Source organism: Allobranchiibius sp. GilTou38, from assembly GCF_017565325.1.
Classification (GTDB): Bacteria; Actinomycetota; Actinomycetes; order Actinomycetales; family Dermatophilaceae; genus Allobranchiibius; species Allobranchiibius huperziae.
This window is the reverse complement of record NZ_JAGEKN010000012.1, coordinates 113,962-136,441: the sequence shown is the minus strand read 5'-3', so window position 1 is coordinate 136,441 and position 22,480 is coordinate 113,962. Positions and strand designations below refer to the sequence as shown.

24 protein-coding genes and 1 tRNA gene are annotated in these 22,480 nt (G+C 70.0%); 17 read left to right on the top strand and 8 right to left on the bottom strand.

Annotated elements, in window-relative coordinates; genetic code table 11:
* Window positions 1-11 precede the first annotated feature (11 nt).
* The 5 genes from JOB34_RS15470 to dusB all read left to right on the top strand — a co-directional run bounded on the left by JOB34_RS15470 (window position 12) and on the right by dusB (window position 5,059).
* A complete protein-coding gene (locus JOB34_RS15470) occupies window positions 12-1,211 on the top strand; it encodes a sensor histidine kinase (RefSeq protein ID WP_347813891.1) in 1,200 nt (399 codons plus the stop codon).
* On the top strand, window positions 1,208-1,816 hold the full coding sequence (locus JOB34_RS15465; protein WP_179480007.1) for a response regulator transcription factor: 609 nt from the start codon (window positions 1,208-1,210) through the stop codon (window positions 1,814-1,816). Before JOB34_RS15470 ends, JOB34_RS15465 begins: the two co-directional genes overlap by 4 nt.
* Window positions 1,817-1,995: 179 nt before the next feature.
* On the top strand, window positions 1,996-3,156 hold the full coding sequence (locus JOB34_RS15460; protein WP_208053525.1) for an LLM class flavin-dependent oxidoreductase: 1,161 nt from the start codon (window positions 1,996-1,998) through the stop codon (window positions 3,154-3,156).
* Window position 3,157: 1 nt separating this feature from the next.
* Entirely contained in the window at window positions 3,158-3,817 is a 660-nt protein-coding gene (locus tag JOB34_RS15455; protein WP_208053524.1) for a CE1759 family FMN reductase, read from the top strand.
* 63 nt (window positions 3,818-3,880) lie between these two features.
* Complete coding sequence (gene dusB, locus JOB34_RS15450) at window positions 3,881-5,059, top strand: tRNA dihydrouridine synthase DusB (RefSeq protein ID WP_208053523.1); 1,179 nt, start codon at window positions 3,881-3,883, stop codon at window positions 5,057-5,059.
* A 140-nt stretch (window positions 5,060-5,199) separates the two neighbouring features.
* Here dusB and JOB34_RS15445 read toward each other — a convergent pair whose 3' ends face one another.
* Window positions 5,200-6,072, bottom strand: coding sequence for a sulfurtransferase (locus JOB34_RS15445; RefSeq protein WP_208053522.1), 873 nt, complete (start codon window positions 6,070-6,072; stop codon window positions 5,200-5,202).
* A gap of 54 nt (window positions 6,073-6,126) precedes the next feature.
* Here JOB34_RS15445 and JOB34_RS15440 point away from each other — a divergent pair, with 54 nt between their 5' ends.
* The 8 genes from JOB34_RS15440 (at window position 6,127) to JOB34_RS15405 (ending at window position 12,235) form a co-directional block, all read left to right on the top strand.
* A complete protein-coding gene (locus JOB34_RS15440) occupies window positions 6,127-6,408 on the top strand; it encodes a DUF2277 domain-containing protein (RefSeq protein ID WP_208053521.1) in 282 nt (93 codons plus the stop codon).
* The gene (locus tag JOB34_RS15435) at window positions 6,405-6,827 is read left to right on the top strand and encodes a DUF3806 domain-containing protein (protein ID WP_208053520.1); all 423 of its coding nucleotides are present in this window, start codon (window positions 6,405-6,407) and stop codon (window positions 6,825-6,827) included. Before JOB34_RS15440 ends, JOB34_RS15435 begins: the two co-directional genes overlap by 4 nt.
* A complete protein-coding gene (locus tag JOB34_RS15430) occupies window positions 6,824-8,092 on the top strand; it encodes a deoxyguanosinetriphosphate triphosphohydrolase (RefSeq protein ID WP_208053519.1) in 1,269 nt (422 codons plus the stop codon). The genes JOB34_RS15435 and JOB34_RS15430 overlap by 4 nt, the downstream gene beginning before the upstream one ends.
* The gene (locus JOB34_RS15425) at window positions 8,089-9,120 is read left to right on the top strand and encodes a nitronate monooxygenase (protein ID WP_208053518.1); all 1,032 of its coding nucleotides are present in this window, start codon (window positions 8,089-8,091) and stop codon (window positions 9,118-9,120) included. Before JOB34_RS15430 ends, JOB34_RS15425 begins: the two co-directional genes overlap by 4 nt.
* Window positions 9,121-9,233: 113 nt before the next feature.
* Window positions 9,234-11,141, top strand: coding sequence for a DNA primase (dnaG, locus tag JOB34_RS15420; RefSeq protein ID WP_208053517.1), 1,908 nt, complete (start codon window positions 9,234-9,236; stop codon window positions 11,139-11,141).
* A gap of 115 nt (window positions 11,142-11,256) precedes the next feature.
* On the top strand, window positions 11,257-11,529 hold the full coding sequence (locus tag JOB34_RS15415; RefSeq protein WP_208053516.1) for a GlsB/YeaQ/YmgE family stress response membrane protein: 273 nt from the start codon (window positions 11,257-11,259) through the stop codon (window positions 11,527-11,529).
* Window positions 11,530-11,577: 48 nt separating this feature from the next.
* On the top strand, window positions 11,578-12,066 hold the full coding sequence (locus tag JOB34_RS15410) for a hypothetical protein (protein ID WP_208053515.1): 489 nt from the start codon (window positions 11,578-11,580) through the stop codon (window positions 12,064-12,066).
* A 96-nt stretch (window positions 12,067-12,162) separates the two neighbouring features.
* Window positions 12,163-12,235 (top strand) — tRNA-Asn (locus JOB34_RS15405).
* Window positions 12,236-12,363: 128 nt separating this feature from the next.
* Here JOB34_RS15405 and JOB34_RS15400 read toward each other — a convergent pair.
* Entirely contained in the window at window positions 12,364-13,290 is a 927-nt protein-coding gene (locus JOB34_RS15400) for a trypsin-like peptidase domain-containing protein (RefSeq protein WP_208053514.1), read from the bottom strand.
* Window positions 13,291-13,926: 636 nt separating this feature from the next.
* On the opposite strand from JOB34_RS15400, the gene JOB34_RS15395 reads away from it, so the two are divergent.
* The 3 genes from JOB34_RS15395 to JOB34_RS15385 all read left to right on the top strand — a co-directional run bounded on the left by JOB34_RS15395 (window position 13,927) and on the right by JOB34_RS15385 (window position 16,612).
* Window positions 13,927-14,979, top strand: a complete 1,053-nt coding sequence (locus tag JOB34_RS15395) for a type II secretion system F family protein (protein WP_243758187.1) — start codon at window positions 13,927-13,929, stop codon at window positions 14,977-14,979.
* A 48-nt stretch (window positions 14,980-15,027) separates the two neighbouring features.
* Entirely contained in the window at window positions 15,028-15,918 is an 891-nt protein-coding gene (locus JOB34_RS15390; RefSeq protein WP_208053544.1) for a type II secretion system F family protein, read from the top strand.
* 79 nt (window positions 15,919-15,997) lie between these two features.
* Window positions 15,998-16,612 carry a prepilin peptidase gene (locus tag JOB34_RS15385; RefSeq protein ID WP_208053513.1) on the top strand — a complete coding sequence of 205 codons (615 nt, stop codon included), beginning with the start codon at window positions 15,998-16,000 and terminating at the stop codon, window positions 16,610-16,612.
* Between the two features lie 25 nt (window positions 16,613-16,637).
* On the opposite strand, the gene JOB34_RS15380 is transcribed toward JOB34_RS15385, so the two are convergent.
* Genes JOB34_RS15380 through pcaH form a run of 5 tightly spaced genes read right to left on the bottom strand, consistent with a single transcriptional unit; the run spans window position 16,638 to window position 20,706 of the window.
* Entirely contained in the window at window positions 16,638-17,822 is a 1,185-nt protein-coding gene (locus JOB34_RS15380) for a 4-hydroxybenzoate 3-monooxygenase (protein ID WP_208053512.1), read from the bottom strand.
* 13 nt (window positions 17,823-17,835) lie between these two features.
* Complete coding sequence (gene pcaC / locus JOB34_RS15375) at window positions 17,836-18,213, bottom strand: 4-carboxymuconolactone decarboxylase (protein WP_208053511.1); 378 nt, start codon at window positions 18,211-18,213, stop codon at window positions 17,836-17,838.
* Window positions 18,214-18,237: 24 nt separating this feature from the next.
* Complete coding sequence (locus tag JOB34_RS15370) at window positions 18,238-19,449, bottom strand: lyase family protein (protein WP_208053510.1); 1,212 nt, start codon at window positions 19,447-19,449, stop codon at window positions 18,238-18,240.
* Window positions 19,446-19,994 (bottom strand): protocatechuate 3,4-dioxygenase subunit alpha, encoded by a 549-nt coding sequence (pcaG, locus tag JOB34_RS15365; protein ID WP_208053509.1) that lies wholly within the window; start codon window positions 19,992-19,994, stop codon window positions 19,446-19,448. Before pcaG ends, JOB34_RS15370 begins: the two co-directional genes overlap by 4 nt.
* The gene (gene pcaH / locus JOB34_RS15360) at window positions 19,987-20,706 is read right to left on the bottom strand and encodes a protocatechuate 3,4-dioxygenase subunit beta (RefSeq protein ID WP_347813892.1); all 720 of its coding nucleotides are present in this window, start codon (window positions 20,704-20,706) and stop codon (window positions 19,987-19,989) included. The genes pcaG and pcaH overlap by 8 nt, the downstream gene beginning before the upstream one ends.
* Before the next feature lie 133 nt (window positions 20,707-20,839).
* Here pcaH and JOB34_RS15355 point away from each other — a divergent pair, with 133 nt between their 5' ends.
* A complete protein-coding gene (locus JOB34_RS15355) occupies window positions 20,840-21,622 on the top strand; it encodes an IclR family transcriptional regulator (protein WP_208053508.1) in 783 nt (260 codons plus the stop codon).
* Window positions 21,623-21,625: 3 nt separating this feature from the next.
* Here the strand turns inward: JOB34_RS15355 and JOB34_RS15350 are convergent, their stop codons facing one another.
* Window positions 21,626-22,402, bottom strand: coding sequence for an IclR family transcriptional regulator (locus JOB34_RS15350; RefSeq protein ID WP_208053507.1), 777 nt, complete (start codon window positions 22,400-22,402; stop codon window positions 21,626-21,628).
* Window positions 22,403-22,480: the final 78 nt, after the last annotated feature.

Genomic DNA, 22,480 nt, shown 5'->3' with positions numbered 1-22,480 from the left:
AAACTGGTTCCGTGGACCGTCGTGAGCAACTGACCGCCACCCTGCGGCGACGCGCCTGGGGCAGCGATGAGGAGGGCGACGCCCCCCTCATCGGGCTGTTCTGGGCCGGGATCTGGCTGTTCTGGCTGATCAGCCCGCTGTGGGACGCCCTCCGGAATCTCGACCGACCCGGAGGGTGGGTCGGCGTGATGGCGGTGCTCGCGTTCGCCGCGGTCTACCTGCGGCACTGGATGATGCGCTGGCAGCTCTTCGGCAGCTCCACGGTCCGGGAGCTGCCGACGCGCGACCCCCGGTCGCTGGCGCGCTACGGCGTCCTGGCCGCGCTATCGCTGATCGCGATGGTGGCCGTCGGTCAGAGCGCTGCTGCGACGCTGGTCTTCGTGGGCGTCTCGGCGATGTGGACGTTCTCCATCCGGGCAGCCGTCGTCACCTCGATCGCGATCGGGGTGGGCTACGCCTGGGCGTCGGTCCAGATACCCGGGTGGAAGTTCGACTCCGGATCCCTGATCGGGCTCACCTTCGCCACGGTCGCCTGTTTCGCCGGGCGGATCGCCGGCGGTCGGGCCCACCAGCTCGAAGCGAGCCGGCGGGAGAACTCTCGGCTCGCCGTGGACGAGGAGCGCAACCGGATGGCGCGCGACCTGCACGACATCCTCGGCCACTCCCTCACGGTGATCACGGTCAAGGCCGAGTTGGCCGGCAAGCTCATCGACGTCGATCCGGAGCGGGCCCGGGCCGAGGTCGCCGACCTGGAGCGCCTGTCGCGGGACGCGCTCGCCGACGTACGCCGCACCGTCACCGGATTCCGCGAGGTCACCCTGTCGGGGGAGCTGGCCCGCGCTCGGGAAGCGTTGCGAGCAGCCGGTATCCGCGCCGATCTGCCGACGGCGACCGACGGCGTGCCGTCCGATCTGCGCGAGGTCTTCGCGTGGACGGTGCGCGAGGGCGTCACCAACGTCATCCGGCACAGCGGCGCGCGGTCGTGCACCATCGAGGTCGGCGACCGCGCCGTCACGGTCCGCGACGACGGCGTCGGCACTGCTGCGGCCGGCTGCACCGGTCACGGGATCATCGGGCTGCGGGAGCGCGCGCTGGCCGCCGGCACCCGCCTGGTCACCGAGAGCGTCCAGCCGCACGGGTTCGCCCTCACGATGGCCGCGCCGGACGACGCCGCATCCGACCGACTGCCCGAGAAGGCCTCCACCGCATGACGATCCGCGTGATGCTCGCCGACGACCAGGCTCTGGTGCGTGGCGCACTAGCGGCCCTGTTGGAGCTGGAGTCCGACCTCACGGTGGTCGCGCAGGTGGGCTCCGGCGACGTGGTCGCCGCCGCTGCGCGCGAGCACCGTCCCGACGTCATCCTGATGGACGTCGAGATGCCCGGGATGGACGGCATCGCCGCCACGACCGCCGCACGCGAGGCCCTGCCCGGGGTGCGGGTGCTGATCGTGACGACCTTCGGCCGGCCGGGGTTCCTGCGGCGCGGCTTGCGAGCCGGCGCGTCCGGTTTCGTGGTGAAGGACACGCCCGCGACCGAGCTCGCCGACGCCGTACGCCGGGTGCATCAGGGCCTGCGGGTGGTCGACCCCCAGCTCGCCACTGACAGCCTCGTCGCCGGCGAGTCGCCTCTCACCCGGCGCGAGTCGGAGGTGCTGCTCGCCGCGCGCGAGGGCGGCACCGTCGCCGATGTCGCCAAACGCGTCTTCCTGTCCGAAGGCACCGTGCGCAACCACCTGTCGGCCGCGATCGGGAAGACCGGCGCCCGCAACCGCGCCGAAGCGGTCCAGATCGCCGACGGCAACGGCTGGCTTTAATCACCCCACGAAGTTCTCCGCTGCGCTTCCGCGCGGTTGTCAGCGTTCTCGTGGTGCCGACGTCACGAATTCGCTGACAACCAGCAGGGTGGTTCTCCTCGAAGCCGGGAATGGTTCGCGATGCGCTACGGTTGAGGTAGTTGACACGTCACCAACACTGCGCTCGACCAGGAGTCTTCATGGAGTTCGGAATCTTCACCGTCGGCGACGTCACGCCCGACCCGACCACAGGTCGCACCCCGACCGAGGCCGAGCGCATCCAGGCGATGGTGACCATCGCCAAGAAGGCGGAAGAGGTCGGACTGGACGTCTTCGCGACCGGGGAGCACCACAACCCGCCGTTCGTGCCGTCCTCGCCGACCACGATGCTCGGCTTCCTGGCCGCGCAGACCAGCACGCTGAAGCTGTCGACGTCCACCACGCTGATCACCACCAACGACCCGGTGAAGATCGCGGAGGACTTCGCGATGCTGCAGCACCTCGCCGGCGGCCGCGTCGACCTGATGATGGGTCGCGGCAACACCGGTCCGGTCTACCCGTGGTTCGGTCAGGACATCCGCGAGGGCGTCAACCTGGCGGTCGAGAACTACCACCTGCTGCGTCGCCTCTGGCGCGAGGACGTCGTGGACTGGTCGGGCAGGTTCCGTACGCCGCTGCAGGGCTTCACCTCGACGCCGCGCCCGCTCGACGGCGTGCCGCCGTTCGTCTGGCACGGCTCGATCCGCAGCACCGAGATCGCCGAGCAGGCCGCGTTCTACGGCGACGGCTTCTTCCACAACAACATCTTCTGGCCGCTGCGTCACACGCGTCAGATGGTGCAGCTCTACCGCGAGCGCTACGAGCACCACGGGCACGGTCGCGCCGACCAGGCCATCGTCGGCCTCGGCGGTCAGGTCTTCATGCGAGAGAACAGCCAGGACGCAGTGCGCGAGTTCCGTCCGTACTTCGACGAGGCGCCGGTCTACGGCCACGGGCCGAGCATGGAGGACTTCACGGCGCAGACGCCGCTCACCGTTGGGTCTCCGCAGCAGGTCATCGAGCGATACCTGACGATGCGCGAGGCGGTCGGCGACTACCAGCGGCAGCTCTTCCTGATGGACCACGCGGGACTTCCGCTGAAGACGGTCCTGGAGCAGCTGGACATGCTCGGCGAACAGGTCGTGCCCGCCCTGCGCAAGGAGCTCGACGCCCTGCGTCCCGCTGACGTGCCGGCCCACGCGCCCACCCACGCCGAGCTCGTCGCGGCCGGTGCCGACACGGCCAACGCCCACGTCCTGCCGTCGGTGACCGTCCAGCAGGACGCCGTCGTGGACGACACTCTGCAGATCAAGGGGGCCTGACATGGCCCAGCGCATCGTCGCCGTCACGGCCGGTCTGTCCGTCCCTTCGTCGACCCGGTTGCTGACCGACCGCATCGTGGCCGCCACCCGCGAACTGGCGAAAGCCCGTGGTGACCAGGTGCAGGTCGGTCGCGGACAGGAGCTGCAGATCGACGTCGTCGAGCTGCGGGATCTGGCCCAGGACATCGCTGCGCACCTGGTGACCCGGTTCCCGAGCGAGCGACTCGCACAGGTCCTGGAGGGCGTGAGCACGGCCGACGGCCTGATCGTCGTCACGCCCACGTTCGCGGGCTCGTACAGCGGCCTGTTCAAGTCGTTCTTCGACCTGCTCGAGCCCACGGCCCTCGCGGGCACTCCGGTGCTGCTGGCCGCCACCGGTGGCACGGCCCGGCACTCGTTGATGCTGGACCACGCGATGCGCCCGCTCTTCGCCTATCTGCAGGCCGAACCGGTGGCCACAGGGATCTTCGCCGCGACCGACGACTTCGCCGACGCGGGCCTGGCACGCAGGATCGACCGTGCCGCCGGCCAGCTCGTCGCGGCGGTCGGCGCGAACGCTCGCACGACGTACGCGGCGCCCACCGAGGACGTTCCCGACCCCGCGCAGAGCGAGCTGGGCGCGGTGCCGGATTTCCGCGATCTGCTGTTCGGCAAGCGCTGAGCCGGCTGCCCCTGCACCTGGCGCCGCTGCTCGACGCGCCCGTTTGAGAGACTTGCGCACGCTATGACTGCTCTTCTGCCTCCGCTGCGCATCGGCCGCCACACCATCGAGACCCCGGTGGTGCTGGCGCCGATGGCGGGCATCACCAACCGCGCGTTCCGTCGACTGTGCCGTGAGTACGGCGACGCCGGCTCCGCCGCGACGGGCGCGCACAGCCTCTACGTCAGCGAGATGATCACCTCCCGGGCCCTGGTCGAGCGGACGCCGCTCACCATGCGCCTGATCGAGCACGACCCCGACGAGTCGCCACGCTCGATCCAGCTCTACAGCGTCGATCCCGTCACGACCGCACAGGCCGTGCACCTCCTCGTCAGTGAGGACCGCTGCGACCACATCGATCTCAACTTCGGCTGCCCGGTCCCGAAAGTCACCCGCAAGGGCGGCGGGTCCGCGCTGCCGTGGAAGACCGAGCTCTTCCGGGCGATCGTGTCGGCAGCGGTGCGCGAGGCATCGGCGTACGACGTGCCGGTGACCGTGAAGATGCGCAAGGGCATCGACCCGGACCACCTGACCTTCCTGGAGGCGGGCCGGATCGCAGAGGGCGAGGGTGCCGCGGCGGTGGCGTTGCACGCGCGTACGGCGTCCCAGGCGTACTCGGGCACCGCTGACTGGTCGGCCATTGCCCGCCTGAAGGAGGTCGTCACGACGGTGCCGGTGCTCGGCAACGGCGACATCTGGTCGGCGCAGGACGCGATCTCGATGGTCCGCGCCACGGGGTGCGACGGCGTGGTCGTCGGGCGCGGTTGCCTGGGCAGACCCTGGCTCTTCGCCGACCTCGCGGCCGCGTTCGCCGGGAGCGATGTGCAGGTGGTCCCGACCTTGCGGGAGGTGACCGACACCCTGCGCCGGCACGCCGAGTACCTCTGCGAGTTCTACGAGTCGCAGGAGAAGGGCTGCCGCGACATCCGCAAGCACATCGCCTGGTACCTCAAGGGCTTCCGGGTCGGCGGCGAGCTGCGCTCGAGCCTCGCGCTCGTCGACTCGCTCGACGCCCTGGACGCCCTGATCGACTCCCTCGACCTCGATCAGTCCTGGCCGGGGGAGCCGGCCGAGGGCCAACGCGGCCGGGCGGGCTCCGAGCGCCGCGTCGTGCTGCCGGACGGCTGGCTGTCGTCGCGATCGATCGATGATCGTCAGCACGCGGAGATCGCGCACGCCGAGCTGGCCGTCTCCGGAGGCTGAGCACTTCCGCGATCCCGGCCGGCGTGGCGAGGCACGACGGTGACGGCGTTCGCCACCGTTGACGGCGTTCGAAGACCGTCAACGAACGCGAACGCAGTCAGCGTGGCGGGGACGTCGTCCGGGTGAAGGCGACGCTGCGGTCAGCGAGCGGTCTGGTCCGTGGAGGCGTCGGACCCTGCATCGATCGGGCGGTCGGGGTCGGTGATCCAGTGCGACCAGGAGCCGATGTAGACCGCCGTGTGGGGGTGGATGCCGGAGGCCTCGAGAGCGAGTGCCAGATGAGTCGCCTGCACGCCGGACCCGCAGTAGGTGCCGACGTCGGTCTCCGGGCGCACCCCGTGGGCGGTGAACCGCATGGCCAGATCGTCCGGCGGCAGGAATCTGCCGTCATCCTGGACGTTCTCCAGGGCGGGGGAGCTGAGCGCGCCGGGGATGTGCCCGGCGACCGGATCGATGGTCTCTTCCCGGCCGGCGTAGCGAGCGGCGGGTCGCGCGTCCAGCAGCACCCCACGCTCGACGTACTCCGCCGCGCCGTCCGCATCGAGCAGCGCGACGTGACCTGTCGTGGCGACGAAGTCTCCATCGGTGGAAGGGGCGTCGGTGGTGATCTCGAGGCCGGCGCCGGTCCAGGCCGCGTAGCCGCCGTCGAGTACCTGCACATCCTCCTTGCCGAAGTAGCGCAGCAGCCACCAACATCGGCTGGCGGCAAGAGAGTTGGCCTGGTCGTAGACGACGACCGGTCGATCGTTGTCGACGCCGGCGGCTCGCATCGCTGCCTCGAACACCTCGATCTGCGGCATCGGGTGTCGCCCGCTCGCTCCCGGCTCGCCGGAGCAGACCTGCTCGAACTCCACCCAGGAGGCCCCCGGTAGATGACCCGCGTCGTACGCCGGTCGCTCGCTCGGCGCACCCAGGGCCCACCGCGCATCGAGCACGGTCGGAGACGGGCGCTCGCCGGTCAACCAGTCGTGCAGGGCGGCGGCGCCGATGAGCGGACGGAGAGCGCGCTGCATGCCTGCAGACTAGGCGCTCCCGGTGGGGTGGCAACATGTGCGAGCCTGGACGGCATGTGCCGCAACATCCGCCCTCTCAACAACTTCGCTCCACCTGCCACCGACGACGAAGTCCATGCCGCAGCCGTGCAGTACGTGCGCAAGATCGCGGGCACGACCAAGCCGTCCGCCGCCAACCAGGAGGCGTTCGATCGCGCCATACGACGGGTCACCGAGGCCAGCCGTGAGCTGATCGACTCCCTCGTCACGACCGCCCCTCCGAAGAACCGCGAAGAAGAAGCGGCCAAGGCCCGCGCGCGAGCACAGGTGCGCTACGACTCTGTGGGGACACGTTGAGCGACAACGACATCCGCATCCAACCGCTGGACCGGGCGGCGCACCGTGCTTTGACGGGATGGATCGCTGACGCCGAGCGGGCCGGTATCGACATCGATGACGCGTCCTCGATGGAGAAGGCGTACGAGGACTACTTCACCTCGGTGCAGGAGACCCCGGCTGCGGAGCGCGCGGACCCCACCCAGGTGCTCACGATGATCGGCATCGCGATGGGCGAGCACGTGCAGCGGCGGACCGAGGTGTCCTGGCGCGTGGCGACCGACGCGGACGGTCCCGATCTGGCCCTGGTCGGCGCCGACGAGACCGGGGTCTTCTTCCCGGTCGACCCCGTGGCCGACAACTGGAACGCGGGGCAGCGCGGATGGCTCGCGGAGTTCACCGAGCAGGTGGTCGCTTCCCTGGGCGCCCCGCCCGCATGAGCGGATCCGTCGGCGCCGATCTCGAGTCCACCCACGCGCCGGGTTACACCTCTGCCGACACCGAGCGCTTCCTGCGCGAGGACCCCGCCCTCAAGCGTGCCGACCGCGACGACTTCGCCCGTGACCGGGGCCGCGTGCTGCACTCCGGTGCGCTGCGCCGGCTCGCGACCAAGACGCAGGTCCTGCCGCCCGACACCGACGAGCTGATCCGCAACCGCCTCACGCACTCCCTGGAGGTCGCCCAGATCGGCCGGGAGTTCGGCGCCGACCTGGGCTGCAACGCCGACGTGGTCGACATGGCATGCCTGGCGCACGACCTGGGACACCCGCCGTTCGGCCACAACGGCGAGAACGCGCTGGCCCGCATTGCGCAGGACGCCGGCGGCTTCGAGGGCAATGCCCAGACCTTCCGGGTGCTCACCCGCCTGGAGGCCAAGCGCGCGCGGGACGACGGACGGTCGGTGGGCCTGAATCTCACGCGCGCGTGCCTGGACGCTGCGACCAAGTATCCCTGGCGGCGCGGTGAAAGCTCGTTCGAGACAACGAAGTTCGGCTGTTACGCGGATGACGCCGAGATCTTCGACTGGGTCCGCGCCGGAGCCCCGACGGGCGAGCCGTGCCTCGAGGCGCAGGTCATGGACTGGGCCGACGACGTGGCGTACTCGGTGCACGACGTGGAGGATGGCATCACCTCCGGGCTAGTGCCGCTGCACGCGCTCTGGTCGAGCGAGGAACGCTCTGCCCTGGCGCAGCTCGCGCAGTCGACGTACGCGCCGCAGCTGGACGTCGAGCTGCTCACCGCCTCGCTGGCCGACCTGGTCGGCAGCGGCGTCATACCCCGCTCACACGATCGTTCGCGCGCCGCCGTCGCCGCGCTGAAGGACATGACCAGCCGGCTGATCGGTCACTTCGTCAGCGCCGCGACCGGTGCCACGCGCGACCGGTACGGCGTGGGCCCGGCGACCCGGTACGCCGCCCGGGTGGTCATCCCGCAGACGGTGCTGGCCGAGTGCGTCATGCTCAAGGCGATCAACGCTCGGTTCGTACGGCTCACCGAGACCCGGGTGCGGCTGCTGGCCATGCAGCAGGAGGTCATCGCCCAACTCGCCGATGCCTACCAGCAGGACCCGACGCGGCTCGATCCGCTCTTCGCCGAGGATCTGCGACGGGCCGACGACGACGACGCGCGGTTGCGGGTCGTTATCGATCAGGTCGCGTCCCTGACCGACCCGCGCGCCCTCGAACTGGCCAGACTGTGGTCATGATCCCGTTCCCGGCGCTGCAGCGCCCCGTGGTCGCGGCCCCCATGGCCGGCGGTCCGTCCACTCCGGAGTTGGTCGCGGCCGTGTGTGCAGCTGGTGGCACCGGCTTCCTTGCGGCCGGATACCGCTCGCCGGAGGACGTGACGCGCCAGATCGAGCGCACCCGCGAGCTCACCGACCGCCCGTTCGGGGTCAACGTCTTCGTCCCGGCGCCGCCCGACGAGCAACCGGGGTCATCCGCGCAGCAGGCCGTGCTGCGGTACGGCGACCGCCTCGCGCCGCTTGCACGACAGCTGCAGGTCGAGTTGCCGCGCGTCGACTGGGCCGACGACGACGCCTACGAGGACAAGATCACCGCACTCGTGCAGGCACGAGTGCCCCTGGCGTCGTTCACCTTCGGAGTCCCGGACGGTGAGGTCGTCGAGCGGTTGCACGGCGTGGGCAGCTGCGTGGTGGTCACCGTGACCGACCCCGACGAAGCGACCCGTGCCGCGCGAGGAGGCGCCGACGCCTTGGTCGTGCAGGGATATGCAGCCGGCGGCCACCGCGGCACCCACGCGGTCCAGACCATTCCTTTCGACCGGGAGTGGGCCGAGATCCTCCGCGAGACGCGCACCGTCACCAGCCTCCCGGTGCTCGTCGCCGGGGGAGTGATGGGCAACCGGGAGGCTCGGCTCGCGTTCGACGCCGGCGCGATCGGCGTGCAGTGCGGCACGGCGTTCCTGCTCACCGACGAAGCGGGCACCAGCGCGGCCCATCGGGCGGGGCTGAGCGAGCCCTCACTGGACCAGTCGGTCGTGACCCGCGCCTTCAGCGGCCGACCGGCGCGCGGCCTACGGAACGAGTTCGTGGATCGCTACGGCGACGCCACACCCGCCGTCTATCCAGGGGTGAATCAGCTGACGGCGCCACTGCGAGCTGCGGCTGCCCGACTGGAGGACCCGCAAGGGGTGGCCCTGTGGGCGGGCAGCGGATGGGCATCAGCCCGCACCGGGCCCGCCGCGGACGTCGTCGCCCGCATCGCCGGCTGACCGGTGGGTCCAGGCTGCTCACGGCGGCGCGAGGTCCCCTGTGGACGAGCGCACCGGGGCGCGAGGCGCACACGTAGAATCACCGCGACGACGAGGCGCACGAGAGGTTGCTGGTGGCGGGGCTGATCAAGGCGGAGGACGTCACCCTCGTCAAGGAGCGTTCCTCGCTCGAGGACGTGGTCCGCGAGCACGTGACATTGAAGTCCGCCGGACCGCGCTCCCTGAAGGGCCTGTGCCCCTTCCACGACGAGAAGACGCCCTCGTTCACCGTCAGCCCGGACAACGGCACCTACCACTGCTTCGGGTGCGACAAGGGCGGCGACGTCATTTCCTTCATGATGGAGGTGGAGCACCTCACCTTCTCCGAGACCGTGGAGCGGCTCGCCGGTCGCGCCGGGATCGAGCTGCACTACGAGGACGGCGCCCGACCGCGCGAGGAGGGGGCAGGTCGGCGTACCCGGCTCGTCGAAGCACATCGCGTCGCCAGCGAGTTCTACGCAGAGGCGCTCATCTCCGCGCCCGACGCGCGCACCGCCCGCGACTTCCTGCGCGAGCGCGGATTCAACCGGTCGGTGGCCGAGCACTTCGGGCTGGGCTTCGCTCCCCGTGGCGGTGAAGTGCTAGCACAACACCTGCGGGACAAGGGTTTTCGCGATGACGAGGTCGTCCTGGCGGGTCTGGTAGGTCGGGGCCGCGGGCTCTACGACCGGTTCCGCGGGCGGCTGGTCTGGCCGATCCACGACATCACCGGCGACCCGGTAGGCTTCGGCGCGCGGCGCATCTTCGACGACGACCGCATCGAGGCGAAGTACCTCAATACCGCCGAGACGCCGATCTACAAGAAGACCCAGGTGCTCTACGGGCTCGATCTGGCCAAGAAGGCGATCGCCCGCGACCGCAAGGCCGTGATCGTCGAGGGCTACACCGACGTGATGGCTGCTCACCTGGCCGGTGTCGAGCAGGCCGTCGCCACCTGCGGCACAGCGTTCGGCGCCGATCACGTGCGCACGCTGCGCCGACTGCTGCGCGACGCACCCGATCAGCAGCCGGCCAAGGTGATCTACACCTTCGACGGTGACGCCGCCGGGCAGAAGGCCGCGATGCGCGCCTTCGAACTCGACGGGCAGTGGGACGCGCGCTCGTTCGTGGCGGTCGCCGCCGACGGGCAGGATCCGTGCGAGCTGCGGTTGTCCGGCGGGGACGGCGCCGTGCGTGCGCTCGTGGACGACGCGACACCGATGTTCGAGTTCGCGGTACGTACGACGCTGCGTCGCTTCGACCTGGACTCGCCGGAGGGACGCGTGCTGGGCGCGCGCGCCATCGCACCGATCATCGCCGCGGTGCGCGACCAAGCGATGCGTGCCGAGTACCTGCGGACGGCGGCCGGCTGGGTCGGCCTGTCCGAGGACCATCTGCGTGCCGAGGTCACCCGCGCGGGCAGCGGTGCCGGGCGCACGGGCAGCCCCCAGGACCGCCGGCGCACGCCGGTCGGCGACAACGCTCCCCACGACGACGCACCACCGGCCGATCCCGGCATGCCGGCCCCCGATGATCGCGACCCGATCGTGCGTGCCGAGTCCCAGCTGCTGGAGTGCCTCCTGCAGTTCCCCGCGAGCGTGCCGGCGCGGGAGCTGGCCGCCGTGCGCGACACCGACTTCACCGCGCCCGCCCACCGATCGCTCTTCGCGGCGGTGATGGCAGCCGGTCCGCCGGGGGAGCGGACGCCGGCCGCGTGGCTGGACGACGTACGCGGAGGCGCACCGCAGGTGGTGCACCAGCTGCTCTTCCGGTACGCCGTCGCGACGCTGCCGACCCGGCTCGACCCGGTCACTGGCGCACCGCCGCAGCGCTACGCGCGTTCGCTGCTCGTGCGGGTCCGTGAGGTGGCGCTCCAAGGGGAGATCAACCAAGCATGGAGCGAGCTGAAGCGTGCGGGTGACAACGGGGCGCCCGACAGCCTGCGTCGAAGGGTGACGCAGCTGCAGATAGACCTCTCGCGATTGAAAGCGAGCCTGGACTGACGCGTTTCACGGACACAGGGTTTGCACGAGCCCGGCCGTGCGTGCACAGTCAGGGCAGGACATCGCCCGACGGCAACGACCGCCGGGTTCATCGCAGGGACAAGGAGCCACATCCATGATCGGAACAGTGATCGGCGCCATCATCGGCGGATTCATCATCGGCGCGCTCGCGCGACTGGTGATGCCGGGCAAGCAGAACCTCGGCTGCATCATGACCACGGTCCTCGGCATCCTGGGCTCGGCCATCGGGTCATGGGTCTGCTACCGCCTGGGCTACGACAACAACAACGGCGGCTTCAAGGTGATCCCCTTCCTGGTGGGCATCATCGTTGCGGCCGTGCTGATCGCGATCTACCTCGGCGCCACCGGTCGCAGGATCCGGTCCTGACCGGTGTTCGGATCGGGTGATCGCCCAGGCCCACGACGCGGCCCGAAGTTGCCCGACGACGTACGGGACGCGCTCGACCTCGCACGGGGCGAGCGCGTCCTCACCTTCGCCCGGGACGACAACACCGGTGCGCAGGTGGTCGCCACGACGTACCGGTTCGTGGTCGCGACTGCGGACATCGTTGTGATGCAACGCGACTGGTATGACGTCGACGCCGGTCAGTGGGACCCGGACACCTGGACGCTGACCGTCACCTGGGTCGACGACCGGCACGCCGGCCAGTACACCTTCCGCGGGCAGGACACCCGCCTGCCGGAGACCTTCCACGAGCGGGTGCAGGCGAGCGTCGTGCTGGCGTCGCCATTGGACCTGCCAGGCCCGCGCCGGTCCGGGCGGGTCGTCATCCGCAAGGATCTGCGCGACGGCCGGCTCTTCGAGCAGACGGTGCTCGGTCGCCACACTCCCGCCGACGACCCGGCAGTGCTCGCACGGATCGACCAGCTGACCGCGCAACTGCGCGATCAGGTCGGTCTCTGACGCACTCTCTCATCGGCCCGGCGCAGCTCGTCGGCGCGCTGCTTTTGTGTGCGCCGCCCGGCGTTGCTAAAGTTCACCTCGCGCCCAAGGCGTCGGTCCCCTGTAGCTCAATTGGCAGAGCATTCGGCTGTTAACCGGAGGGTTGTTGGTTCGAGTCCAACCGGGGGAGCTGGTACGTAAGGCCCCTGAACTGCGCAGACGCAGTTCAGGGGCCTTCTCGATGCCCCGGCGCCCGGGCCGGACCCTGAGGTCGGCCCGAGCACGGCGATCGTCGGCGGTGATCTGGGCCGGTGTTCGTCAGTTGGCAGGGCCCGCGCTCAGGACGACGGTGGCGGACTGTGATTGACCTTCTTGGTCGGTCCAGGTGATCTTGACGTGTTGGCCAGGTCGATAGGTCGCCAGGATGGATTGCAGGCTGGTGGGGCCGGTGACCTGGTGGGTGCCGATGGCGGTGATGACGTCGCCGGCACTGAGACCGACATGAGCGGCGCCGGTGTTGGTGAGTACCTGCTCGACTATGGCCCCGGTCGTCGAGTAGGTGGGATCGCTGGACAGCGAGATTCCAAGAAATGCCGGATAGCCCTGGTGCACGGTGCTGCTCGTGGTTCCGCTCTCGATCTGAGCCGCGATGCGCAGCGCGGAGTCGATAGGGATGGCGTAGCCCTCGGTCGTGCTTTCGACAGTGGTGACCTGGACCGCCGTGTCGATCCCGATGACCCGCCCGGCGGCGTCGTAGAGCGGGCCCCCGGAGTCGCCGGCCTGGATGTCGGCGTTGATCTGGATGAGCCCGTGCAGCGTCTCTGCGCTCGACCCGTCCTCATCGGACGCGGTGATGGTCGCGTTCGTGGTCGTGACCTGACCGGCGGAGGCGCTGGGTGTGCCACCGGCGCCACCGGCATTCCCGACTCCGATCACCTGTTCAGAGGTGCCGACCGTGGCCGAACTGGTCTTTACCGTCTTGAGGCCGGCTGCGCCCTGCAGCTGCAGGACAGCCACGTCCTGGGTGGGATCGGTCCCGACGACCTTGGCGGTGTAGCTGGCCCCGGTGCTGACCACGGTCACCTTGATGCTGGTTGCTCCGTCGACGACGTGGTTGTTGGTCAGCACCTCCCCGGTCGAGGTCAGCACCATTCCGGTGCCTGCGGCGGACGCGTCCTGATAGCCCAGCACCGTGTCGATGTCGACGACGCCCACCTGTTGGGCTGCCGTGGCCCGCGGAAGCATTGAGGAAGCGGCTGTGGCGCTGGGGCCATTGAGCTGACCGCGCGGTCCAGGTGCGGACCCGGAGCCACCTGCCGGGGCGCCACCTGACCCTGCACCGGTCGAGACCTGGGGAACTACTGCCGACGGTGCCGTCGGGCTGTGTTCGGCCCATACGGCGGCGCCGGCACCGATGGCGATCGCCGACGCGATCGCCGCCGCAGCGAGTCCTCGCCCCCTGCGGTGCCCCGCGTGTCTGCGATCGTGCCGGGTCTGGACCAGTGCGGAGTCGCTGAAGTGCGCCCGGTAAGGACCGTCATCATGCGGGAACTGGGTCATTGCGGCCTCCTGCGGCTGCTAGGCAGTGTCTCGACCCGCCAAGAGAGCGTCCGTGACGACATCTAGTAAGAGTCATCGACCCACTCATGGCATGTGGAAAGTGAGTGCGTCCGCTGTGAGGGCTGCAGCTCGGCGATTACGCCAATCGGCCTACCCGAGACTTCGTGGCGGTTCAGAACGACCGCAGGAGTCGATCTGTCAGTTGAAACGATGTCGGGACGCGTCGGAAAGGGGAGCGCCGGCCGTACGTCAGTCGGTCGCGGGGGTGTTCGGTGGCGCTGGGAGTCCGGCGCTGAACTGGTCAAAGGCTTCCTCGATGAGTTGGCGCAGGCCGAGCGTGGAGGTCGTCGCAGCCGCCCATATCTGCATGGCGGACTTGACGGCGGCGATGGCGGCGGCGGCGGCGACGAAGCGGGCGCGATGAGCTCGCCGCTGGCGTCGGGCACCGTCACCGCAGGTGTGGCTTCGTGCGCCGCCGCACTCCTGATCGGGCTGTACCTGGTGCTGGCCCCCGGGCCCGTCCGCCTGCCACGCGAGCGCCGACATCCCGGTACGGATGCCGATCCCACCACTCTGACCAGCGCGACCGCGGCGACCACTGCACTCATCGACAGAATGCTGCGTCGGCACGGCGGCGGCAGTTCTGCCGCGTCGGCTTTGGAACGGGCGGGGCTGAGAGTCGGCGTCCAGGACTTCATCCTGATGGTGTGTGCCGCGGCGCTGGCCGCAGCGGCTCTCGGGTTCCTTCTCTTTGGACCGCTGCTCGGAATCGGCCTGGCGCTGATGGTGGCCCTGGTGGTCAAGGTCGGGCTGGGACTACTGGCCGGACGCCGGCAGAGCAGATTCGCCAATCAGCTCGACGACTCCCTCCAACTGCTGGCCAGCAGCTTGCGCGCCGGCCACAGTCTGCTCCAGGCGCTGGACTCTGTGTCGCGCGAGGCAGATGAGCCGACAGCGGGGGAGTTCTCCCGCATCATCAACGAGACGCGCATGGGCCGCGACCTCGGCCTCGCACTGGACGAGACCGGTGCACGTCTGCAGAGCGAGGACTCCCTGTGGGTGACGCAGGCCATCGCCATCAACCGGGAGGTAGGCCGCAACCTCGCGGAGGTGCTCGACGGTGTCGGCAACACCATCCGTGAGCGCAACCAGATCCGCAGGCAGGTCAAGGCGCTCAGCGCCGAGGGCAAACTCTCCGCGTTCGTCCTCATGGCTCTCCCGTTCGGGATTCTGGGCTTTCTCTGCGTCTCGAATCCGGGGTACGTCGCCAAGTTCACGCAGAGCCCGATCGGATACGGCCTCCTGGGCGTCGCGGCACTGCTGTTGATCGTCGGAGCCCTGTGGCTGCGCAAGGTGGTCAGCTTCAAGTTCTGATTCCCCGCACCACTGCACGCCTCACGAAAGGAGAATCCCGTGTCGCCCATGGTCACCGTCGGCATCGTCGCCTGCAGTCTGTCGTTGGGTTTGCTGTGCTGGGCCGTGCTCGCTCGTACCGACCCCGCGGGCCACCGAGTCGTGTCCAACCTGGGACTGGGCTTCGCCGACGCCGAGGACGGCGGTGCTGGAGGATCTACCGATCTTCTGGCTCCTGTCCGATCGGGTCACCTTGTCCGGCGTCTGACGCCCCCCGGCTCGATCCGTCGGCTCGAACGGCTACTGGCCCGGGCCGGACGACCGCCCGCCTGGCCCATGGAGCGACTGATGGGCGCGAAGCTCCTCCTCGCACCCATCACCGCGATCCTGGCCGTCCTCTATATGAGTTCGAACTCGGGCGCGATGTCGCTGATGATCGGCATCGCGTGCACGGTCGTCGTGTACTTCCTGCCCGAACTCCTGCTGCACAGCAAGGGCCAGGAGCGGTCCAAGGCGATCGCCCTCGAACTGGCCGACACCCTCGACCAGATGACCATCGCCGTCGAAGCCGGACTCGGCTTCGACTCGGCCATGGCCAAGGCGGCCAGCAATGGCAAGGGGCCGCTCGGACAGGAACTGGTCCGCACCCTGCAGGACATTCAGGTAGGCATGTCCCGCAAGGAAGCCTACGAAGCGCTGGCGGAGCGCGCCGCCGTTCCGGATCTGCGTAAATTCATCCGGGCGATCATCCAGGCCGACAAGTACGGCATCGCCATCGCCGACGTGCTGCGAACACAGGCCTCCGAGATGCGGATCAAACGACGACAGCGCGCCGAGGAGAAGGCGATGCAGATCCCTGTCAAGGTGATCTTCCCGCTGATGCTGTGCATCCTGCCCGTGCTGTTCATCGTGCTGCTCGGCCCGGCGGCCATGGACATGATGACGGCCTTCCGCCACTGATCGTGCACGAATCGATACGAGAGAGAGAAGAGTGCCCGTAAGTAGTGCTGTCGTGCTCGTTGTCGTTGCGGGGGCAGCGGTGGGCGCGTTGCTGCGGGCATGGTTGCGCCCCGGCGCGTACCGCCTGCCGGCCGAGACAGACCTGCCGACACGACGCACCTGGTGGATCATCCCTGCGACTGCCGCGGTGGGCGCGGTAGTCTGGGCTGCCGTCAGGCCGCATCAGTCGCTCCTGATCACCGTGGTCTTCGTCGTCGCCGGCTGGGTCATGATCGCGTTGGGGTTCGTCGACCTCGATGTGCACCGCCTGCCCGACGCCATTCAGCTGCCCAGCTATCCGATCCTCCTGGTATTGCTCGCGGTCGGGGCAGCCAGCAGCGAGAACTGGGCTGCGTTCACGCGGGCCATCGTCGCCGGAGTGGTGCTCTTCGTCTTCTACTTCGTCTTGATGCTGTTGCCCTCGGGCTACGGCTTCGGTGACGATAAACTCGCCGGTCTGCTCGGACTGCTGCTCGGCTGGCTGGGGTGGTCACCTGTGATTCGCGCATCGTTCGCAGCCTTCGTCATCGGCGGCATCGTCGCGGCCGCGTTGATGATGAGCCGACGCACGGATCGGCGAGCCGAGTTCGCCTACGGTCCGAGCATGTTGGCGGGCGCGGTGGTCGCGATTGCGATGTCGGCGCTGTCGAGCTGATTCAGTAGAGCTGGACGGTGTCCGGCTACGCGCGTGGCCAGCCGGTATACGCCTCGGCGAGGTACGCGGCGCCGTGCGCGGAGCCGGTGACCGCCTCGAGCTCGCCTAGCTGGCGTCGTACGTCGAATTCACTGGCATCGCCGGACGCGTGCAGCATGGTGGTCATCCAGTAGGAGAAGTGCTGCGCCTTCCAGACTCGGGCCAGGGCGCGGGGCGTGTAGTCGTCCAGGGCCTCGCGCTTCCCCCGCACGATGACCTGCTCGAGCACCTCGGCGAGCACGCGTACGTCCGCGAGGGCGAGGTTGAGGCCCTTCGCGCCGGTCGGCGGCACCGTGTGAGCGGCGTCCCCGGCCAGCAGCAGGTTGCCGTAACGCATCGGCTCGCAGACGAAGGAGCGGAACGGCAGCACCGACTTCTCGAGGATGCGGCCCTCCTTCAGGCTGAAGCCGTCCTCGCCGGCGAGGCGGGTCTGCAGCTCCTCCCAGATGCGGTCCGAGGACCAGTCGTCGACCTTCTCGTCGGGGGGACACTGGAAGTACATCCGCTGGATGGCATCGGTGCGCTGGGAGATCAGCGCGAAGCCGCGTTCGGAGCGGGTGTAGATGAGCTCCGGTGCCGACGGCGGTGCCTCGCAGAGGATTCCGAACCACGCGAACGGATACTCGCGGTGGTACTGCTGCCGGTCGGTGACCTCGTGCCGGGTCATGCTGCGGGAGCCGTCCGCGCCCACCAGGATGTCGCAGCGGATCTCCTGCTCGATCCCGTCCGCGTCGGTGCACAGGATGCCGGGACGGTCGCTGGTCGTGTCGACCACCTGGGTGTCGCTGACCCCGAACCGGACGTCGCCGCCATCGCGGTCCCGCGCGTTCGCCAGGTCCACGAAGACGTCCGTCTGCGGGTAGAGCCAGACCGAGGCGCCCACCAGATGCTGAAAGTCGATCCGGTGGCTCACTCCGTTGAACCGCAGGGCGATCCCCTCGTGCTGATAGCCCTCGCGCAGGACCCGATCTGACACATCGGTGTCGACGAGCAGTCGCACGCTGTCCCGTTCGAGGATCCCGGCGCGGTGGGTGTGCTCGATCTCCGCGCGGGACCGGGACTCGACCGCGACGCTGTCGACGCCGGCGCGGTGCAGCAGGTGGGCGAGCATCAGCCCGGCCGGTCCGGCTCCCACGATGCCGACCTGGGTGCGGGTCACGGGGCGCGTCATCGCAGTGCTGCGCTCACTGATCGGTCTCCTGCAGCACCATGGAGGCGAGCGCAAACCCGTGGTTGGCCGCAGGCACACCGCAGTAGATCGCGGACTGCAGGATCACCTCGCCGATCTCCTCGACGCTGAGCCCGTTGGTACGCGCGGCGCGCACGTGCATCTCGAACTCGTCCCAGTGGCCGCGGGCGATGAGCGCGGTGAGGGTGGCGATGCTGCGGGAACGGCGATCCAGTCCAGGGCGGGTCCATACGCTGCCCCACGCGTAGCGGGTGATCAGATCCTGGAAGTCCTGCGTGAAGTCGTCCTTGCGGGCTTCGGCCCGGTCGACGTGCGCGTCGCCGAGCACGCTGCGCCGCACCGCCATTCCGGCGTCGTAGGGGTCGTCGCTCATCGGTGTGCTCCTGCGGTGTCGGGGTCAGGCATGTTCGGGTCCGCCGGTGGAGAGCCGGGCCAGGACGGTATCGACGAATGCGTCCGTGGCTCCGAGGTACGACGCGGGGTCACCGGCGCCGCCGTCGCCCCGCTCGGCGAGGAGGTCCGCCGCGGCGTCGGTGGCCCGCTGCAGCATCCGGTCGGCATCCACCTCCAAGCCGGCGGCGAGCTCGGCGGCCTGCGATGCCGCCGTCACGGTGAGTTCGAGCAGCCGGCGCAGTGCGGGCCACTCGCTGTGCCAGGCGCCGTCGGGTCGCTCGTCGACGGCGAGGGCGGCCGCCAGGTGCAGTTGAGCTCCGAGCTGGGGCGACTGCATCGCGGCCGACCGGATGACCACGCTGAGGATCGGGTTCTGCTTGTGCGGCATGGTCGACGAGCCGCCCCGACCGGCCACTGCGGCCTCGTGCAGCTCGCCGATCTCCGGGCGGGACAGAGTGGCCACATCGGCGCCGAGGCGCCCGAGCGCGTCGCAGGTCGCCACCAGGGTGTCGCCGATACGGGTGACCGCCCGCCGGCGGGTGTGCCACGGGAGGCCCGGCCAGACGAGTCCGAGCTCGCCCGCGAACGCCGCGGCCAGCGCCACGGGGTCGGCTGTGAGTTCGCCCGGGAGCGCGAGCGTCCCCGCGGCCCCGCCGCACTGGACCGGGAGGCCGGTCAGCGTCGCGGCCACGTCGTCGGCGGCCTCGATCAGTCCGGCCAGCCACTGGGCCGCCTTGAGCCCGAACGTGATCGGCACCGCGTACTGCGTCAGCGTGCGACCGGTCATCACGCTGCCGCGGTGCGCATCGGCCAGCCGCGCGAGCGCCTGTGAAGCCGCGCCGAGGTCGGCGCGCACCCGTGTGAGGCAGTCGGCGCTGAGCAGGACCAGGGCGGTGTCGAGCACGTCCTGGCTGGTCAGCCCCCGGTGGACGACGGCGGCATCGGCCGGTTGCAGTCGCTGCCGCAGCTGGTGCAGCATCGGCACGACCGGGTTGCCGGTGGCCTCGGTCGCGGCGCCGATGACCGCGAGGTCAGGGGTCCAGCCGGCAGCGGCAGCCGTGATCCGCTCGGCCCGATCCCCGTCGATCGCTGCGACGGCGGCCAGGGCGCGCACCCAGCCCAGCTCCACGCGCACCATCGCGTCGGCGACCGCGCGGTCATCGACCACACCCGCGGCACGGAACGATCCAGGAGTGAGCAGCCCGTATTCGCTCATACCTCACCGGGGAAGGTCAGGAACGGCGTCTCGAGGTCTCCCTGCAGGTGCACGTCGAACCGCAGGCTGCCGTCGTCCTCGCGGACGGTGATGAGTCGCTTACTGATCTGCGGATCCAGCGACGCGAGAAGGGGACTGGAGGACGCGTTCGCCCCGGGGAGGTAGGCACGGGTGAAGAGCCGGTGCAGCAGCCCTCGCGCGAAGACGACGACGGCGACGAACGGCGCGCCGGAGCCGCCCGGCTCGATCGTGGTGAACGAGTACCGCCCGACCGCATCGGTCTCACAGCGGCCCCAGCCGGTGAACGCCGTGCCGTCGCGCCGGATCGATCCCTCGAGAGTCGGCACCCTCCCGGCGCCGTCGGCCTGACGGATCTCCAGCAGGGCGTCGGGCACCGGCACGCCTGCGCCGTCGTACACCGTGCCGTGCAGCCGCAGTGCACCGTCCGTCGTCGGCCGGACGAGCTGGTGGTCGCGCTCGAACGGCAGGGCGTAGGCGAAGAACGGGCCGATCGTCTGGCCGGGCGTGGGGTCGAGCTCAGGCACCGTGCTCCTCCGGGCGCTCCATCGGCGTCGAATGCGAGCCGGTCAGCACGATGTCCCACCGGTAGCCCAGCTGCCACTCGTGCTTGGACAGGTCGTGGTCGTAGTGCGCGAGCAGGCGCTCGCGCGCGGCCGGGTCGGTGATCGACTGGTAGATCGGATCCAGGCCGAAGAGCGGGTCGCCAGGGAAGTACATCTGGGTGATCAGCCGCTGGGTGAAGTCGGTGCCGAAGAGCGAGAAGTGGATGTGCGCGGGGCGCCAGGCGTTGTGGTGGTTGCGCCAGGGGTAGGGGCCCGGCTTGATCGTCACGAACCGGTAGACACCGTCGGCGTCGGTCAGACAACGTCCGGTGCCGGTGAAATGCGGGTCGAGCGGCGCCTGGTGCTGATCGCGCTGGTGCACGTAGCGGCCGGCGGCGTTGGCCTGCCAGATCTCCACCAACTGATGGCGCACCGGGCGCCCCTCGCCGTCGAGCACCCGGCCGGTGACCAGGATCCGCTCACCGATCGGTTCACCGCGGTCCTGGATCGTCAGGTCCGCCTCGAGCGGGGCGACGTCGGAGTGACCGAAGACCGGCGCCACCAGCTCGGCCGCCTCGGGATCGGCGGGGTGCAGGGCTTTGATCGGATGGCGCAGCACGGAGCTGCGGTACGGCGGGTAGTCGATCCGCGGTTGCGCGTCACCGGCGGTCCATGCCGCCCGGAGTTGCTCGATCTCGGAGGAGATGATCCGTTGGCTCGCCAACTCCCCGGGCGGGGATGCGGGTGGGGTGCTCACCCTCAGGACGCTAGGGGAGTGGCCCGCATCACGTCGAGGCTAAGCTTCCACTGAGTGAAAGGAACCTTGGATGGCCGGCAACACCGCGACGGCCGGGGCGTCGGTCGTGTCCCGTGCGCTCGCCTTGCTCTCCGCGTTCGACGAGGACCACCGCAGCCTCGCCCTGACCCCGCTCGCCCGGCGCGCGCACCTTCCGGTGCCCACGACGTACCGGATCGCCTCCGAGTTGGTCGCCGGCGGTGCGCTGACCCGGCGCGCGTCGGGGGAGTACGTCGTCGGCCGGAGACTCTGGGACATCGGGCTGCTCGCCCCGGTGCAGACCGGGCTGCGGCAGATCGCCTCACCGTTCCTCACCGACCTGCACGCGGCCACCCGCGCCACCGTGCACCTGGCGATCAGGGACCGGGCCCAGGTGCTCTATCTGGAACGCATCTCCGGCAACGCGTCGGTGCCGGTCGTGAGCACCGTCGGCTCCCGCCTGCCGCTGCACTCCACCGGTGTGGGCAAAGTGCTCTTCGCCTACGCACCCGCCGCGGTGCAGGAGGAGGCGTTGGCATCACTGTCGAGGGTCACGCCGTACACCGTCACGTCGGCGGCTCGGATGCGCCGGCAACTGGACCGCGTACGCCGCGACGGCTACGCCACCACGACCGAGGAGATGACCCTCGGCGCCTGCTCGGCCGCCGTGCCGATCCGCGCCGCCGAGGGCGAGCAGGTCGTCGCCGCGCTGGGTGTGGTGGTCGCCGACCTGCGCCGGGACCGGGCGCGCCTGGTGACGGCCCTGCGGGTCGCCGCGCAGGGCATCGGCCGCTCGCTGCAGCCGACGGCGGGCGATCGGTCGGGGTCCGACTGAGGCTCAGGCGTCCGGTGGCCGGGCGTCCGACCGGCGGGCCCTCGGCGACCCCAGCGCGCGGGAGATGCTGCGGCTGGCCGCGCGCAGGGCGGGCAGCAGTCCGCGCGGGTCGGTGTCGATCTGCACCACCACCGAGACCGCGGCCACGACCTCGTCGTCGGCTCCGCGGACGGGGCAGGCGAGGGAGAGCGCGTCCAGAGTCACCTGACCGCGGCTGACGGCGTGGTCGCTGCGTCGCACGTCCGCCAGGGTGGCGCGCAGCTTCGCCGGGTCGCTGATCGTCTGCGTCGTCCAGGTCGTCAACGGCTCGTTCAACACTTGTTCCTGGATCTCCCGCGGCGCGAAGGCCAGGAGTACCAACCCGACTCCGGTGGCGTGCAGCGCGAACCGGCCACCGACCCGGGTCAGCACCGGCACCGCATCGCGACCGGCGATCCGCTCGATGTAGACCACCTCCAGTCCCTCGCGGACCGCGAGCTGCACGTTCTCGTGGGTGGCCTCGTACAAGTCCTCCAGATAGGGCAGCGCGATCTCCCGGAGCGCGGGCCCGCGCTGGGCGAGCGCCGCGGTCTCGAAGAGCCGCAGGCCCACGCCGTACTGCCCGTCGAGGCCTCGTTCGAGCGCTCCCCACCCAATGAGGTCGGCGACGATGCGATGGGTCGTAGTGAGGGACAACCCGGCGCGGCGACTGATGTCGGACAGCGAGAGGTGGGGGCTCTCCGCGGTGAACGCCGCGAGCACATCCATGGTCCGGGTGCTGAGAGACCGCTGCTGCGGCATGCGTCCACCCCCGTTCGGTCTTCCGGCTGGCGGAAACGCTACAGCGCTCGCGATGTGACCCACGTCATGGTGAACGCA

Coding starts and splice junctions, on each gene's coding strand:
- JOB34_RS15425 (WP_208053518.1), top strand. CDS start 8,089: ATGATCCCGTTCCCGGCGCTGCAGCGCCCCGTGGTCGCGGCCCCCATG.
- JOB34_RS15380 (WP_208053512.1), bottom strand. CDS start 17,822: ATGACGCGCCCCGTGACCCGCACCCAGGTCGGCATCGTGGGAGCCGGA.
- JOB34_RS15460 (WP_208053525.1), top strand. CDS start 1,996: ATGGAGTTCGGAATCTTCACCGTCGGCGACGTCACGCCCGACCCGACC.
- JOB34_RS15415 (WP_208053516.1), top strand. CDS start 11,257: ATGATCGGAACAGTGATCGGCGCCATCATCGGCGGATTCATCATCGGC.
- dusB (WP_208053523.1), top strand. CDS start 3,881: ATGACTGCTCTTCTGCCTCCGCTGCGCATCGGCCGCCACACCATCGAG.
- pcaC (WP_208053511.1), bottom strand. CDS start 18,213: ATGAGCGACGACCCCTACGACGCCGGAATGGCGGTGCGGCGCAGCGTG.
- JOB34_RS15465 (WP_179480007.1), top strand. CDS start 1,208: ATGACGATCCGCGTGATGCTCGCCGACGACCAGGCTCTGGTGCGTGGC.
- JOB34_RS15350 (WP_208053507.1), bottom strand. CDS start 22,402: ATGCCGCAGCAGCGGTCTCTCAGCACCCGGACCATGGATGTGCTCGCG.
- JOB34_RS15455 (WP_208053524.1), top strand. CDS start 3,158: ATGGCCCAGCGCATCGTCGCCGTCACGGCCGGTCTGTCCGTCCCTTCG.
- JOB34_RS15355 (WP_208053508.1), top strand. CDS start 20,840: ATGGCCGGCAACACCGCGACGGCCGGGGCGTCGGTCGTGTCCCGTGCG.
- JOB34_RS15440 (WP_208053521.1), top strand. CDS start 6,127: ATGTGCCGCAACATCCGCCCTCTCAACAACTTCGCTCCACCTGCCACC.
- JOB34_RS15370 (WP_208053510.1), bottom strand. CDS start 19,449: ATGAGCGAATACGGGCTGCTCACTCCTGGATCGTTCCGTGCCGCGGGT.
- JOB34_RS15445 (WP_208053522.1), bottom strand. CDS start 6,072: ATGCAGCGCGCTCTCCGTCCGCTCATCGGCGCCGCCGCCCTGCACGAC.
- JOB34_RS15390 (WP_208053544.1), top strand. CDS start 15,028: ATGGTCACCGTCGGCATCGTCGCCTGCAGTCTGTCGTTGGGTTTGCTG.
- JOB34_RS15400 (WP_208053514.1), bottom strand. CDS start 13,290: ATGCTTCCGCGGGCCACGGCAGCCCAACAGGTGGGCGTCGTCGACATC.
- JOB34_RS15430 (WP_208053519.1), top strand. CDS start 6,824: ATGAGCGGATCCGTCGGCGCCGATCTCGAGTCCACCCACGCGCCGGGT.